This is a genomic window from Niallia sp. Kr1, from assembly GCF_050389805.1.
Taxonomy (GTDB): domain Bacteria; phylum Bacillota; class Bacilli; order Bacillales; family Cytobacillaceae; genus Bacillus_BD.
In genome coordinates this window covers 3,051,850-3,066,206 of record NZ_CP130945.1, presented here as the reverse complement: position 1 = coordinate 3,066,206, position 14,357 = coordinate 3,051,850, and the positions used below count along the sequence as shown (strand labels likewise).

16 protein-coding genes are annotated in these 14,357 nt (G+C 35.2%); 14 read left to right on the top strand and 2 right to left on the bottom strand.

The genetic code is table 11. The features are described 5' to 3' along the window. Positions 1–121: 121 nt before the first annotated feature. Both Q5760_RS14955 and Q5760_RS14950 read left to right on the top strand, forming a co-directional pair. A complete protein-coding gene (locus Q5760_RS14955; RefSeq protein ID WP_428908433.1) occupies positions 122–1,078 on the top strand; it encodes a thymidylate synthase in 957 nt (318 codons plus the stop codon). Positions 1,079–1,093: 15 nt separating this feature from the next. Then, entirely contained in the window at positions 1,094–1,582 is a 489-nt protein-coding gene (locus tag Q5760_RS14950) for a dihydrofolate reductase (RefSeq protein ID WP_428912595.1), read from the top strand. 32 nt (positions 1,583–1,614) lie between these two features. On the opposite strand, the gene Q5760_RS14945 is transcribed toward Q5760_RS14950, so the two are convergent. Beyond that, positions 1,615–1,917 (bottom strand): hypothetical protein, encoded by a 303-nt coding sequence (locus Q5760_RS14945; RefSeq protein ID WP_428908432.1) that lies wholly within the window; start codon positions 1,915–1,917, stop codon positions 1,615–1,617. Positions 1,918–2,180: 263 nt separating this feature from the next. On the opposite strand from Q5760_RS14945, the gene ilvA reads away from it, so the two are divergent. The 7 genes from ilvA to Q5760_RS14910 all read left to right on the top strand — a co-directional run bounded on the left by ilvA (position 2,181) and on the right by Q5760_RS14910 (position 8,428). Next, the gene (ilvA, locus tag Q5760_RS14940; protein WP_428908431.1) at positions 2,181–3,446 is read left to right on the top strand and encodes a threonine ammonia-lyase IlvA; all 1,266 of its coding nucleotides are present in this window, start codon (positions 2,181–2,183) and stop codon (positions 3,444–3,446) included. A 167-nt stretch (positions 3,447–3,613) separates the two neighbouring features. Continuing rightward, positions 3,614–3,817, top strand: a complete 204-nt coding sequence (tatA, locus tag Q5760_RS14935) for a twin-arginine translocase TatA/TatE family subunit (RefSeq protein ID WP_428908430.1) — start codon at positions 3,614–3,616, stop codon at positions 3,815–3,817. Positions 3,818–3,924: 107 nt separating this feature from the next. Further along, positions 3,925–4,686, top strand: a complete 762-nt coding sequence (gene tatC, locus Q5760_RS14930) for a twin-arginine translocase subunit TatC (protein WP_428908429.1) — start codon at positions 3,925–3,927, stop codon at positions 4,684–4,686. Between the two features lie 153 nt (positions 4,687–4,839). Further along, the gene (locus Q5760_RS14925; protein ID WP_428908428.1) at positions 4,840–5,682 is read left to right on the top strand and encodes a DegV family protein; all 843 of its coding nucleotides are present in this window, start codon (positions 4,840–4,842) and stop codon (positions 5,680–5,682) included. Between the two features lie 246 nt (positions 5,683–5,928). Further along, positions 5,929–7,143, top strand: coding sequence for an ATP-binding protein (locus Q5760_RS14920; RefSeq protein WP_428908427.1), 1,215 nt, complete (start codon positions 5,929–5,931; stop codon positions 7,141–7,143). 75 nt (positions 7,144–7,218) lie between these two features. Further along, positions 7,219–7,797 carry an SCO family protein gene (locus Q5760_RS14915; RefSeq protein WP_428908426.1) on the top strand — a complete coding sequence of 193 codons (579 nt, stop codon included), beginning with the start codon at positions 7,219–7,221 and terminating at the stop codon, positions 7,795–7,797. Positions 7,798–7,843: 46 nt separating this feature from the next. Further along, positions 7,844–8,428, top strand: coding sequence for a YpmS family protein (locus tag Q5760_RS14910; protein ID WP_428908425.1), 585 nt, complete (start codon positions 7,844–7,846; stop codon positions 8,426–8,428). Between the two features lie 40 nt (positions 8,429–8,468). On the opposite strand, the gene Q5760_RS14905 is transcribed toward Q5760_RS14910, so the two are convergent. After that, positions 8,469–9,545, bottom strand: coding sequence for a GDSL-type esterase/lipase family protein (locus Q5760_RS14905; RefSeq protein ID WP_428908424.1), 1,077 nt, complete (start codon positions 9,543–9,545; stop codon positions 8,469–8,471). Positions 9,546–9,799: 254 nt separating this feature from the next. Between Q5760_RS14905 and Q5760_RS14900 the strand changes: the two genes are divergently transcribed. From Q5760_RS14900 to Q5760_RS14880, 5 genes are all read left to right on the top strand, one after another. Further along, positions 9,800–9,964, top strand: coding sequence for a YjcZ family sporulation protein (locus Q5760_RS14900; protein ID WP_428912594.1), 165 nt, complete (start codon positions 9,800–9,802; stop codon positions 9,962–9,964). A gap of 203 nt (positions 9,965–10,167) precedes the next feature. After that, a complete protein-coding gene (locus tag Q5760_RS14895) occupies positions 10,168–11,433 on the top strand; it encodes an ammonium transporter (protein WP_428908423.1) in 1,266 nt (421 codons plus the stop codon). Positions 11,434–11,636: 203 nt separating this feature from the next. Continuing rightward, positions 11,637–12,992 carry an aspartate aminotransferase family protein gene (locus tag Q5760_RS14890; protein WP_428908422.1) on the top strand — a complete coding sequence of 452 codons (1,356 nt, stop codon included), beginning with the start codon at positions 11,637–11,639 and terminating at the stop codon, positions 12,990–12,992. Further along, positions 12,985–13,677: a CoA transferase subunit A gene (locus Q5760_RS14885; protein WP_428908421.1), complete on the top strand. Its 693-nt coding sequence runs from the start codon at positions 12,985–12,987 to the stop codon at positions 13,675–13,677. The genes Q5760_RS14890 and Q5760_RS14885 overlap by 8 nt, the downstream gene beginning before the upstream one ends. Beyond that, complete coding sequence (locus tag Q5760_RS14880; protein WP_428908420.1) at positions 13,662–14,327, top strand: 3-oxoacid CoA-transferase subunit B; 666 nt, start codon at positions 13,662–13,664, stop codon at positions 14,325–14,327. Before Q5760_RS14885 ends, Q5760_RS14880 begins: the two co-directional genes overlap by 16 nt. Positions 14,328–14,357 lie beyond the last annotated feature (30 nt).

Sequence of the window (14,357 nt, the reverse complement as noted above, 5' to 3'; positions counted from 1 at the left end):
AAAGAATAACTTAAAAATCAAGTAAGTGTAAATAATGATTCTGTTAAAATCAAAGTAATTTTGCTACAATGATGTCCGACAATGAAAAAATAAGCAAGAGATTTTAAAGGAGTGTAAACTATTGCAGCATCCTGAGTACGAATATTTAAATATGTGCCGTTATGTATTGGATAATGGAAATCAAAAAGGAGACCGCACAGGAACAGGAACTTTATCGGTTTTCGGCTATCAAATGAGGTTTGATCTTCAGAAAGGATTTCCTTTATTAACGACGAAAAGAGTTCCATTTCGACTGATTGCGAGCGAACTATTATGGTTTATTAAGGGAGATACGAACATTCGATATTTATTAAAGCATAATAATAATATATGGAATGAGTGGGCCTTTAAAAATTGGATAGAGAGCGCCGAATATAAGGGACCTGATATGACTGACTTTGGTTTGCGCAGTCAAACAGATCAAGAGTTCCGCAAACAATATGATCTAGAAATGGAAACATTTAAGAAACGAATTTTAGAGGATGATGATTTCGCTAATCGTTTTGGTGAATTAGGGCCAGTATATGGAAAACAATGGCGTGCATGGGAAACAACAAATGGTGAGTCGATTGATCAATTAGCGGATTTAATTCATCAAATTAAAACAAATCCGAATTCAAGAAGATTAATTTTATCATCATGGTCACCCGAATTTACCCCACAGATGGCATTGCCTCCGTGTCATACTTTATTTCAATTTTATGTACATGATGGGGTCTTAAGCTGTCAGCTTTACCAACGCAGCGGCGATATTTTCCTAGGTATTCCATTTAATATAGCTAGTTATGCTCTATTAACGCATCTTATCGCGCATGAGTGTGGGTTAAAGCCAGGAGAGTTTGTTCATACGATTGGGGATGCACATATATATGTCAACCATATCAAGCAGATCGAAACCCAGCTTCAACGAGAGCCACGACCGTTTCCGACTTTACATATTAATGAAAAGGTAAAATCATTATTTGATTTGGATATGGAAGATTTATCGATAGAAGGCTATGATCCACATCCACCTATAAAGGCACCAGTAGCTGTGTAATGGACAGGAGGAAAAATAATGATATCATTTATTGTGGCCATGGATAAAAACAGAGTCATTGGAAAAGAAAATCAATTACCATGGCATTTACCAGAAGACCTGAAGTTTTTTAAAAGAGTAACGATGGGACACCCCATCATAATGGGGAGAAAAACGCACGAATCGATTGGAAAACCCTTGCCAGGAAGAGAAAATATCATTGTGACAAGGAATAAAGATTATAAATCAGAAGGTTGTACTGTGATTCACTCTCTTGAGGATTTGCGTCAATTTGCGAATCAGAAGAATGAGGAAGTGTTTGTAATTGGTGGTGCGCAGCTCTTTATCGAAACCTTCCCGATTGCTGACCGCCTGTATATTACAGAAATTCATCATGAATTTGACGGGGATACGTTTTTTCCGGAATTTAATGAATCAAATTGGACTCTTGTTTCAAAAGAACAAGGGGTTAAAGACGAGAAGAATCCTTATGATTATTTCTATACAATTTATGAGCGCAAGTAAGAAAAACAGCCAGATTATTTCTGGCTGTTTTTTTATCTTTGGATACGTAAGTAAGCCACACCATTTTTTGTGATGTAGGTATGGAGATCATCTAGCACCATGTATTCGACAACTGATTTAGCATTTAATTCTTCCATTTGCTCGATTGTAATCGATGCCATAACCTCAATTAATTTTTCCTTGCTGTATGGTCGAAGTGGATTTTCCTCGGATACGTAGAGCCAATTGAATGCCTCCTCGATGGAATTAAAGTAATCAGCTGAACGGATCACATATTCTGGTTCCAAATCCACCATTTCTGCTACTAATGTTAATTCTTCTACTTTACTACTCATATTGATGTCCTCCCCCGTAAGTATTACTCCTGTAGAACCCTCATTCTACAGGATTTATAAACTAGTGATTTGATAAAAATTTAGTCTATTATAATTATTATCTTACCACAAAATCATCGGAAAATGGCAATTTTTCATTCTATTTATTAGGCCCTATTAAAATTTTTTATCTTTATTAGAGGGTTCATTGAAATTCTATTAATTCGTGATATAATTTAGTGATTAATAATTGAAATGAATTGAAATGAATTGAGGGTGAGGATATGGAACAAGAAGTAACAAAAAAGAAATGGTTGCAAGTGGAGGATATATTAATTGCATACCAACATCTGAAAGATATCGTTACCCACACGCCATTGCAAAAAAATGAACGACTCTCGGAAAAATATGAATGTAACGTTTATTTGAAAAGAGAGGACTTACAAGTTGTTCGCTCTTTTAAATTACGTGGAGCCTTTTATGCAATGAAAATGTTATCAGAAGATAAGTTGAAAAACGGAGTAATTTGTGCAAGTGCTGGTAACCATGCGCAAGGAGTTGCGTATGCATGTCGTAAATTAAAAATTAATGGTAAAATCTTTATGCCTACGACAACACCAAAACAAAAAATTCAATCGGTTGAAATGCATGGCCGTGAATATGTAGAGATTGTATTAAGTGGTGATACCTTTGATGAATCCTATAATCAAGCCGTAATCTGTGCAGAAGAAGAGGGTAGAACATTTATTCATCCATTTAATGATGAGAATGTAATGGCCGGTCAAGGAACCATTGCAGTTGAAATTCTTCAAGACTGTGAAGATAGCATTGACTATGTATTTGGAAGTATTGGTGGCGGGGGACTTATGTCTGGGATGAGCACTTATATGAATAGTGTTTCGCCACATACAAAAATGATCGGTGTTGAACCAGCCGGAGCTCCTTCTATGAAAACTTCTATCGAAAACCATCAAGTTACTGCTCTGGAATCCATTGACGGATTTGTAGATGGAGCTGCAGTTGCTTGTGTTGGAGAAAAAACATTTTCAGTTTTACATGAATTATTAGAAGATATTATTGTTGTTCCAGAGGGCAAGGTATGTTCATCTATCTTAGAATTATATAATGAACATGCAATTGTCGCGGAACCTGCTGGAGCACTTACGGTGGGCGCCCTTGATTTTTATAAAGAGAAAATAAAAGGGAAAACCGTTGTGCTTGTCATAAGTGGTGGAAATAATGATATTGGTCGTATGCAGGATATGAAAGATCGTTCCTTATTATATGAAGGACTACTTCATTATTTTATTGTTGATTTTCCTCAACGTGCTGGTGCCTTACGACAATTTTTGGATGTACTTGGACCGAACGATGATATTACTCGATTTGAGTATACGAAGAAAAATAATAAAGAAAATGGACCAGTATTAATTGGAATTGAATTAAAACATAAAGAAGATTATAGCGATTTAACTGCAAGAATGAGTGAAAATGGTTTTAAATTTACCGAAGTAAATAACGATAGTCAATTATTTAATTTACTTATTTAATGAGTACAAACTGTCTTATTTAAATGATAAATATCACAGTTTGTAAAGAAATGTTTTAATTATGAAGTTTATATGAAGAATCATTGTCTATCTCCCCATAATTATTCTTTTATAATATAATTAAATTAGAAATAAAGACTATTAACTTCAAAGGGGGAAGTTACAATATGCTATCCAATATTGGTATCCCAGGATTAATTTTAATCCTTGTATTAGCTCTTATTATTTTTGGTCCAAAAAAATTACCTGAAATAGGACGTGCATTCGGTCAAACATTAAAGGAATTTAAAAAATCAACACGTGAACTTACAAGTGATGTTATGGACGAAGTAGAGGATGTAAAGAAAGAAGTCAAAGAAGTGACTAAATAAGGTGTAAGGATTCGTCTTACACCTTATTTCTTGATTAGTGAAACGTTGAACTACATTTTACTGTCATGAAGTTCCAATATCGATTTTAAATACGGCAGGGGAAATGAATGGAAGATAAAGAGTTAAATATCATTGATCATTTAGACGAACTAAGAACGAGACTTATTATAACGCTGGCAGCATTTATCATCTTTTTTATTGTTGGCTTTATGTTTGTGGAAGACATTTATAATTGGTTTGTTCGAGATTTAGATGTAAAGCTCATCGTGCTCGGACCGAGCGATATATTGTGGGTTTATTTTATGCTTGCAGCTGTCATCGGTGTTGCTGGCACTATTCCTGTACTAGCTACTCAAGTTTGGCTTTTTATAAAACCAGCTCTCAAACCAATTGAAAGAAAAATTTCATTATCCTATGTACCAGCATTATTTATTCTATTTATTGTAGGTTTATGTTTTGGTTATTTCGTTATTTTTCCGACGGTTATGGGTTTTTTAATAGAACTCGGTGGAGAAATGATGGTTACCAACTTTACAGCTGAAAAATATTTCCGTTTTATTTTTAATACAACGATTCCATTTGGTGTTTTATTTGAATTACCTGTTGTCATGATGTTCTTAACATCATTAGGAATTATTAATCCATATGTATTAACTAAAATTCGAAAATATGCTTACTTTGTTTTGATTATTATTGCAATTTTTATCTCACCACCTGATTTTATGTCAGACTTTTTAGTAGCAGTACCACTCATCTTTTTATATGAAATAAGTGTGAGTCTATCTAAAATTGTGTATAAACGTAAAATGAAAAAGCAAAAAGAATGGGAAGAACAGTACGGAGTAGAAGCTGATACGGTAGAGGAGTAATGTAATAGTGGGAATAGGTTGTTTCAACCTATTCCCATTTTCATTTTTAAAAATAAAAAAGATATGCGTAAAAAAAGTTTCCATTGATTATTGTTAAAAAACATATTATTGTCAAAGTAGTTACAGCTTATTAACTTTAAGGATGTGTGGTATTTGACCAAAATTAAAATTGTTACAGATTCGACATGTGATCTATCTAACGAAGAAATTGAAAGATTTAATATAGAGATTGTGCCTTTAACCATTAACATTGACGGTGAAACCTATAGAGATCGCATTGATATCACCCCATCAGAATTTATGATGAAAATGAAAAAATCGATAGAGTTACCGAAAACATCTCAGCCTTCTTCAGGTCTATTTCTTGAGGTATATGATCGTTTAGGGACAGAAGGGTATGATGTCATTTCCATTCACTTAACAGGTAAAATGAGTGGAACTGTAAATTCAGCAGAAGGTGCTGCGAGTATGACAAATACCAATGTGAAAGTGGTTGATTCAGAGTTTATTTCTAAAGCGCTGTCATTTCAAGTATTAGAGGCAGCTAAAATGGCAATTGCAGGGAAGACAGTCGAATCGATCATGTCAAGACTCGAGGAAATTCGTAAGCAATCACGATTATATATCGTTGTTGATACATTAGAGAATTTGTCAAAAGGGGGGAGGATTGGTAAAGGGGCTGCTATGGTTGGTTCTTTATTGAATATTAAGCCAATTGCCTCTTTAGAAAATGGCGAATACACTCCAGTGGCTAAGGTAAGAAGTCATGCTCAAGCTGCCAAATATATTGCCAAGCATTTTGCAGAGGATGTAAAGGAAAAAGTTATTAAAGAAGTTGCACTTGTTCATGCGGATGGTCATGAATTAGCGATGAAAATTAAAGAAGCGATTAAAGAGAAAACGGGATATGATCAAATGAAACTTGAAGAAACAACACCGGTGATTAGTACTCATACTGGTCCCGGCGCAATTGGGTTTATGTATTTTGTAGAATAAAAGAGATTTATAAAAAGTGTCAGGCATCTGAACGATTTAGTGATAGATTATAACTATAACTAAATCGTTCAGATGCCTGACACTTTTTTTTAGAAGCTTTTTTTACTTTTTGTAAATGTTTTAAGATTATTTTAAAAAAGAAGGAATTCTATCAAAGATTGTCGAAAACAATGATATCAATAAAGGCTATTTTAATTACTATTTAATTGTAATATGGAAAATGCATAATGAATTGGAGATATAAAAATGAAAGGATTTCGATTAAACCCCTCATTAACGAAAAAAGTACTTTCCGTAACATTGTTCATATCCATTTTAACTGTTGTTATAACTGTAATAGCTAGCTATCTATTTATCACAATATTTTTGAACGATCAAATAAGAATAGAATTACTTGTAACAATGAAGAAAGAGTATCTACTGTTTTCCTCTTTATTATTTCTATGTATCAGCACGATACTTTTTCTCTTTTTAAGAAGACTATGTATCTCCATTCATGAACCTATACACCATTTAACATATGGATTTAATGAGATTGCTCGAGGGAATTTTAATGTAAAACTTGAAGTAGGTAACCATCCAGAATTAGGAGAACTATGTCTTCGGTTTAATGATGTTACAGAACATCTGACAACTCTTGTTGATAAGATTATCATTACGAACGAAAAAATGGATGCATATGGTGAACGTGTAGAATTTCAAAATTTGCAGGATGTTTTTAAACAACTGGATATCTTGTTGGAAAAATCAATGGTATTTCGAGAATTGCAACGAGCGGAAAAAATGAATGCAATCGGACAATTAGCAGCCTCGGTTGCCCATGAGATTAGAAATCCGATGACTGTTGTAAAAGGATTTTTACAAATCTTTTTAGCGAAAGAACATATGACTGAAGAAGAACGAATGTATATTCGTTTGATGATTGAGGAAATGGAACGAGCTGAAACGATTATTAATGATTATCTGTCATTGGCCAAACCGGATATGGAAAAAACGGAACGGCTCGATGCAAAGGAATTGGCTGAAAAAGCGTTGGATTTGATGAATTCCTATGCAAAAATGACGAAGAATATTATTTTGATTACACCTATTTTAGAAAACGTAACGATAAAAGGAAATAAGAATGAATTACAACAAGTGTTAATTAATATTTTAAAAAATGGAATTGAAGCATTAAAAGATGGTGGGGAATTATCTTTTAAACTTTATCAAGAAGGCTCGTATGGTGTATTTGAAATTACTGATACTGGTATTGGGATGACACAGGAAGAAGTTAATAGGCTTGGAACCGCTTTTTATAGTTTAAAAGAAAAAGGAACAGGGATGGGGTTAACGGTCTGCTATCAAATAATTGAAAGAATGCGTGGGAAGATTGAAGTGATGAGTGAAAAAGGAGTGGGGACGACGTTTAAAATTTTTGTTCCCGTTTCAAAAGAACCTACATCATTCCGTGGAAAATAATATTCTAGCATTATAAGTGAGAATAATTGAAAGAAAAATGATAGTTCAGTAGAATAATGCTAAGGGGTGAATGTTGTGAAACTTCGAATTGTTTCGTTTCATTTTATTATACTTATACTTATTTTATCTGCATGTGGTAAATCTGAAATTGATAATCCTTTGAATTATACTGTAGAGGATTTCACTCATACCAACCAAAAAGGCGAATCTTTTGGACTAAAAGATTTAGAAGGAAATGTTTGGGTGGCAAACTTTATTTTTACTAATTGTGATGATGTATGTCTACCCATGACCGCAAACATGAAAATTTTGCAAGATAGAGTAAAAGAGGAAGGGATCGAAAATATCGAATTTGTTTCTTTTAGTGTCGATCCGACCATAGATACTCCAGAAATATTAACTGAGTTTGGAAAACAATTTCAAGTTGATGATACGAACTGGAATTTTCTAACGGGTTATTCACAAGAATCCATTGAACAATTTGCCTTAAATTCTTTTAAAGCGATTGTTAAAAAACCACAATCTGGTGATCAAGTTATTCATGGAACCGCTTTTTATTTAATTGATCAAGATGGAAATGTAATGAAGGATTATTCAGGTTTGGGAGATATTCCGATGGATGATATCATTAATGATATTAAGATTCTGCAGTAGGTCTTTGAAAAAAGACCTTTTCCTGTTTATATAGGGGGATAAGTCATTGAAAGTATATCATTATAAGCGATTGTTTTATTTGCTATTAGGATTGAATGTTGTGATCCTCATACTTTTATTTTTGTTTTTTCAACTAATCACAAGTGGTGAAAACGAAACTAGGTCGCCTCGTTCGATTCCAAAAGAGGAAGGGATGTTGTTTACCATTCATACTAACAAGCAGGATCTGAATCAATTGATTCACCATTATATAGAAGAACAACAAACTGGGAATTTTGATTATCACGTAACTTTAACGGATGAAGTAGAGTTTGTAGGGAACATTCCTATTCTTCAAGAAACAATTGATGTAAAATTAACGTTCGAACCTTTTGTTTTGGATAATGGTGATGTAGAATTACACCAAAAAAATATGACAATTGGAAAATTTAGTTTACCAGCCCCGCTTGTCCTTGGGTTTATTCAAAGTAGTGATTCACTTCCTGGATGGATTACGGTCCATCCAAATGAAGAAAAAGTATTTGTCGCTTTACAGGATTTAAAACTAAAAAGTGATTTCAAGATTAAAGTAGAGGAGTTTAATTTAAAGGAAGATGACATACGTTTTTCTTTACAGCTTCCTATGAAGTAGTTAGAAGCATACTAATGGGATTCTCCCGATTAGTATGCTTTTAATTTGCAATGATGATTGAAGATATTTGGATGTTTGTTTTCTTTTTATATTTTGTAGAATTCTTTTTTGAATAAACAAACTTTACTTCGTGGTCTCCCTCGGACAAATTGCTTTCAATATATAAACCTCTGTATTTTTCAATGGGCCAATTAGTTGAGATCGTTCGAATATATTGCTGATCAATGAATACATCAATATCCCCTTGATTTTTACCAACCCAAACTTTAACACCTAGATGTTTGCCGGAAAAGGAATAGGTAATGGATGAGCCTGGTTCGTTTGAAACAAAATCGTTATTTCTTTGTATAAAAGAATGATCCTTCCTTTTGTATGAGGACAATTCCTTAAACGTTAAAGGTTGAATAGATTGGTCGATAGATGGTTTCTGTCCTTTATATGTTTCAGGTTTTATAACTTTAACGAGTTCTTCGGCATATAATTGATATCCTTTTTGATTAGGATGAACGAGATCAATGGTTAATTGCTCTGCTGAATAGTTCGATTGTTGAAAGGGAATTCGCATATCAACATGTTTGGTTTGGTATTGAGCGGAAAGTTGTTTAATTACATCAGCGAAGGATTCGTTGGTTAAACAGCTTTCTGTGATTGTGATGATCTCGGCATTGGGATAGACTTGTTTCGCTTTGCTTAAAAGAGATTCGTAAAATAAGGAAAATTGATGAACATTCATGTATTTTCGATCATTTTCACCAAAAATAAGAAAAATTAAATCTGCCGGACGTTGATTATTTTCGCGATTGAATAAATATAAGCCTTCAAATGTCGTTGCGCCACTCTGTACAATAGAATGGCGAGTTAAATTTAAGTTATAATGATGCTTCATTAACTTTTCCCATTGATTAAACCATGTAAAAGAACGAACTTTAACTCCTGCTCCCCGTCCGATGCTATCGCCTATGATTAAGTAATGAATATCTTTACCTGTATTTATTTTTTCGTATAACGTTAAGTTCTCGCTTTTTACTTCTTTTTCATCGTTTATAAAATAAAAGGTGGTAAACAACAGGGAAATTGATAAAAGTAATAAGGAAATGTTCCTTTTCTTCTTATTCAACCTTCGCATCTCCTCAAAATTTCTTTATTTATTATTTATTGTTAGGATACCGTAACTTCGACGAGATTATAAGGATTTATTTTACGCAATAGGCAAATGCACATACATAGACAAGTATCATGACATATGTTGATAGGGAATTACCTAATAAGAAGGAGTGTATGCACATGTTTGAAAATATGCCGAATATGGCTAATGTGAATATGGCAAATATGGCAAATATGGCAAATATGCCAAATATGCCTCAAATGACGATGACAAGTCCGTATGGTTACGAACCAGAACCATGTTTTCAAGGTTATAGCTACCCAGTATACCCGGTAGTAGGAGGACAACGCTGTTACGGCGGCGGCTTCGCGTTAATCGTCGTATTGTTCATCCTATTAATCATTATTGGCGCAACATGTTACTGCAACTAACAATTAAAAATAAAAGGGTGAGAGGGCCTTCCGAAAGGTGGTGACCTCTTACCCTTTTTTAATTATGTAATATTTTATTACATTAAATTATTAGAAAACATTGACAGTTTAAAATCTATTACATAAAATAAGAAATACACAAAGGTGTTATAAAATATAACATAAATGTGTAATAAAAAGTCAGATAAAAGGGGAGATACAAGATGAATGATCCGGCTTTTTTAATGAACAGTGTATGGGTCATGTTAGGGGCTATTTTGGTGATTTTTATGATTGCTGGTTTTATTTTATTGGAAGCTGGTTCTACTAGGGCTAAAAATGCTGGGCATATTGCTGGTAAGACGGTCTTCACATTTAGCTTAGCGATCCTGGTTTATTGGGCAGTGGGTTATGGTTTTACATTTGGAGATCATGCAAACTTTTTTGTTGGTATGAGTGATTTCTTTTTTTCAGGAGAACAAATTGAAGAGGCGACTCTTTCTACTTCAGTATTTTTCGTGTTCCAAATGGCTTTTGCCGGTATTTCAATCACTATTGCGTTAGGAGGGTTTGCGGAGAGGGCAAAATTCTCAGTATACGTTATCTTTACCATTTTATTTGGAGTTCTAATTTATCCAGTGATTGCTCATTGGATTTGGGGTGGAGGCTGGTTAGCGGATCATGGTAAACAAGATTTTGCAGGTTCAACCGTTGTTCACTTAACCGGTGCAATGGCCGCCATGGCTGCTACTATGCTATTAAAACCGCGTATTGGAAAATATAACGCGGATGGTGCAGCAAACAATTTGGCGGGACACAACCAAGTGTATACGTCATTGGCAGTATTCTTTCTTTGGGTAGGTTGGTTTGGATTTAATGCTGGGAGTACCGTTGCGGTGGATGATGGATTTTTCGGTTTTGTTGCTTTAAACACAGCATTAGCTGCTGGTTCAGGAGCGATAGCTGCTACCTTTATTTCATGGGTAGTTCTTGGCAAACCGGATGTACCTACATTATTAAACGGGGCATTAGCAGGACTTGTTGCCATTACAGCCTCTTGTGCATTTGTCGATACTTGGGGAGCGGTTCTCATTGGATTGACCGCAGGAATCATCGTATTCTATAGTGCTAGATTTTTCGAAAGTAAAAAAATTGATGATCCAATCTTTGCGCTTTCTGTCCATGGAACAGCAGGGGTATGGGGAACCTTATCAACAGGTTTTTTTGCAACACCAGAGTTAGCGACTGTTGGGCAAGCAGGGTTACTCTATGGCGGTGGCTTTCATCAATTATGGGTTCAATTATTAGGGGTTGTCACTTCCGGTTTGTACGCCTTCGTTGTATCATATGTTATATTATATATCATGAAAAAGATCGTCGGAATCCGTGTAACCGAAGAAGAGGAATTGATGGGCTTGGATTTAAGTGAGCATGGCAGCTATGGTTATCCAGAACAATTTTCAACCAATCACACAAAGTTACATTCATAGGATATTATAATCAGGGGCCCTCTTTAACGGGGGCTTTTGTTAGTGTTTTACTACACGACAGTTACATATTTTTATATATACTCAGGAAGTGTTGTCATGTTTAGTTAGGCATAATGTCAAGAGTATTTCTATGAAAGAATTATGATTTTTTCTCATATAATGGTTTTAAGCTCAAATTAATTAGAACTTGACGGAGTGAGAAGATGAATAAATCATATTTAATTAAACCATTGTTAAATGCCTCATATCCGGTTATTGATTATGGAAAAGGAGTCTATCTATATGATATAGAAGGCAAACAATATTTAGATGCCAGTTCTGGTGCCGTTACGGCTAATATTGGTCATGGTGTAGAAGAGGTACTTGTAGCAATGAAAGAACAAGCAGAAAAAGTTTCCTTTGTCTATCGCTCACAATTTACAAGTGAACCAGCAGAAAAGCTTGCTGCAAAAATTGCCGGACTTACCCAAGATCAATTAAAATGGAGTTTTTTTGTCAATAGTGGTTCCGAAGCAACTGAAACAGCAATGAAAGTCGCGATCCAACATTGGCAGGAAAAAGGCATCAAAACAAAAAATAAAATTTTATCCAGATGGTTAAGCTATCATGGAATTACACTTGGAGCCTTATCAATGTCAGGGCACTCGAGCAGAAGAGCGCGTTTTGTCCCGCTATTAGAAGACTTCCCTACCATTCATCCCCCTTATTGTTATCGTTGTCCCTTTAACAAAACAAACGAAAATTGTGGTTTTCCATGCGCCCACGAGTTAGAAACAACCATTCAAAGAATAGGAGCCGATCATATCGCAGCCTTTATTGCTGAACCCGTTATAGGAGCAGCAGGCGCCGCCATCACTCCACCAACAAACTACTTTAAAATCATTAAAGAAATTTGCGAGAAATATGACATCTTATTGATTGCAGATGAGGTAATGACAGGTTTTGGAAGAACGGGAACTTGGTTTGCCTATGAACAATGGGATATTGTCCCAGATATCGTCGCACTTGGAAAAGGAATGGGAGCAGGATATACTGCCATTGCCGCGACGTTAGTAAGTGAACGTGTGATGGAGCCAATATTGAATGGTTCAAATTTGATCATGAGCGGACACACTCTTAGTGCAAATCCCCAAAGCTGTGCTACCTCATTAGCGGTATTAGAATTTCTTGAAAAGAACCAAATTATCCCTTTAGTTTTTCAAAAAAGTCAATATTTGTTTACAGAACTAAAAAAGTTACAAAAACAATTTTCGTTTATCGGTAATATTCGAGGAAAGGGGCTTTTAATTGGAATTGAATTTGTGCAGAATCGACGAACGAAGGAACCTTTTACACAGAAACTTTTTTTAACCCAAAAAGTCATTAAACATGCAGTAGAAAATGGTTTATTATTGTATCCTGCTGGTGCTGGATTAGATGGGGTCCACGGTGACGCCGTCATTGTATCTCCACCTTTAACGATTACAGAAAAAGAAATGGATGATTTGATTAAAAGATTATCCATTACTTTTGAAAACATAAAGGCGAGTCTTAAAGAGGGAGGAGAAACATTTGGATAACCCTTTTGGGAAAATAACAACGATCGAAAAAGGGATGAATTTATTTCATGACGGAATGTCGATTATGTTCGGTGGATTTGGAGGTGTAGGTTCGCCACCGACGATCATCGATGGCATCATCCATAAACATATTCGGCATTTAACTTTAATTGGAAATGATACTGGTTTTCCTATGATTGGAATTGGTAAGGTTGTCAGCAGTGGTCAGGTCGATAAAGTAATCGTCTCCCATATTGGTTCAAATCCCATTGCAGGGCAACTATTGACAACAGGAAAGTTAGAAGTTGAGTTTTGTCCACAAGGTACATTAGTTGAAAGGATTCGTGCAGGAGGAGTAGGCATTCCTGCTATTTTAACTGATATAGGCATTGACAATGAAATGGTGACTGGAAGTAAACCAATCTATGTATTAGATGGAAAAGTCTTTTTGGTTGAAAGCGCTTTAACTGCAGATATCTCCATTGTCTATGCAAAAAAGTCAGATCCCTTTGGGAATTTAGTTTATGACAAAAGCGCTCGTAACACAAATCCGCTTGTTGCCATGGCTGGTGAAATTACGATAGCAGAAGTGGAAGAAATAGTCCCCTTAGGAAGTTTAGATCCGGATGAAATTATCACCCCAGGCGTATTTGTTGATTATGTTATTCCATCTCAAGGAGTGAACTGGAAATGGGTATGGGAGTAGAGATAAGAAAGTTAATCGCAAAAAGGGCAGCAGAAGAAATCAAAGATGGAATGGTCGTTAATTTAGGAATTGGGATCCCTTCACTGGTGCCAAATTTTTTAAAAAACGAGCATATGGTTATGTTCCATACTGAGAATGGAATAGTTGGGATGGGACCTAGTCCCCAAAAAGGAGAAGAGAACGAAAATATTTGTAATGCTGGAGGTCTTCCCGTAACTGTGCTCCCAGGAGCTTCATTTTGTGATAGCACGACGGCTTTTGGCATGATTCGCCGCGGCATCATCGATATTACCATTCTTGGAGCATTGCAGGTGAGCGAAAAAGGAGATTTGGCTAATTGGATTGTTCCAGGAAAGAAAATTCCAGGGATGGGTGGTGCGATGGAGTTAGCTCAAAAAGCAAAAAAGGTTGTAGTCGTGATGAGCCACCTTGATAAAAATCACCAATCTAAAATTGTAAAATATTGTACATTGCCTTTAACCTCCGCAAAATGTGTGGATCTTATCATTACAGATTTAGGCGTTTTTCAAGTAAATCCAGGTGGTCTTACATTACTCGAATATTTTCCAACAACATCCCTTGAAGAAATTAAATGTCGTACGGCGTGTTCTTTTAACATTCATCCTAACCTTAAAATCACAGAAATATAACGAGTTTGATAGAACGAAAAGGGGGAAATA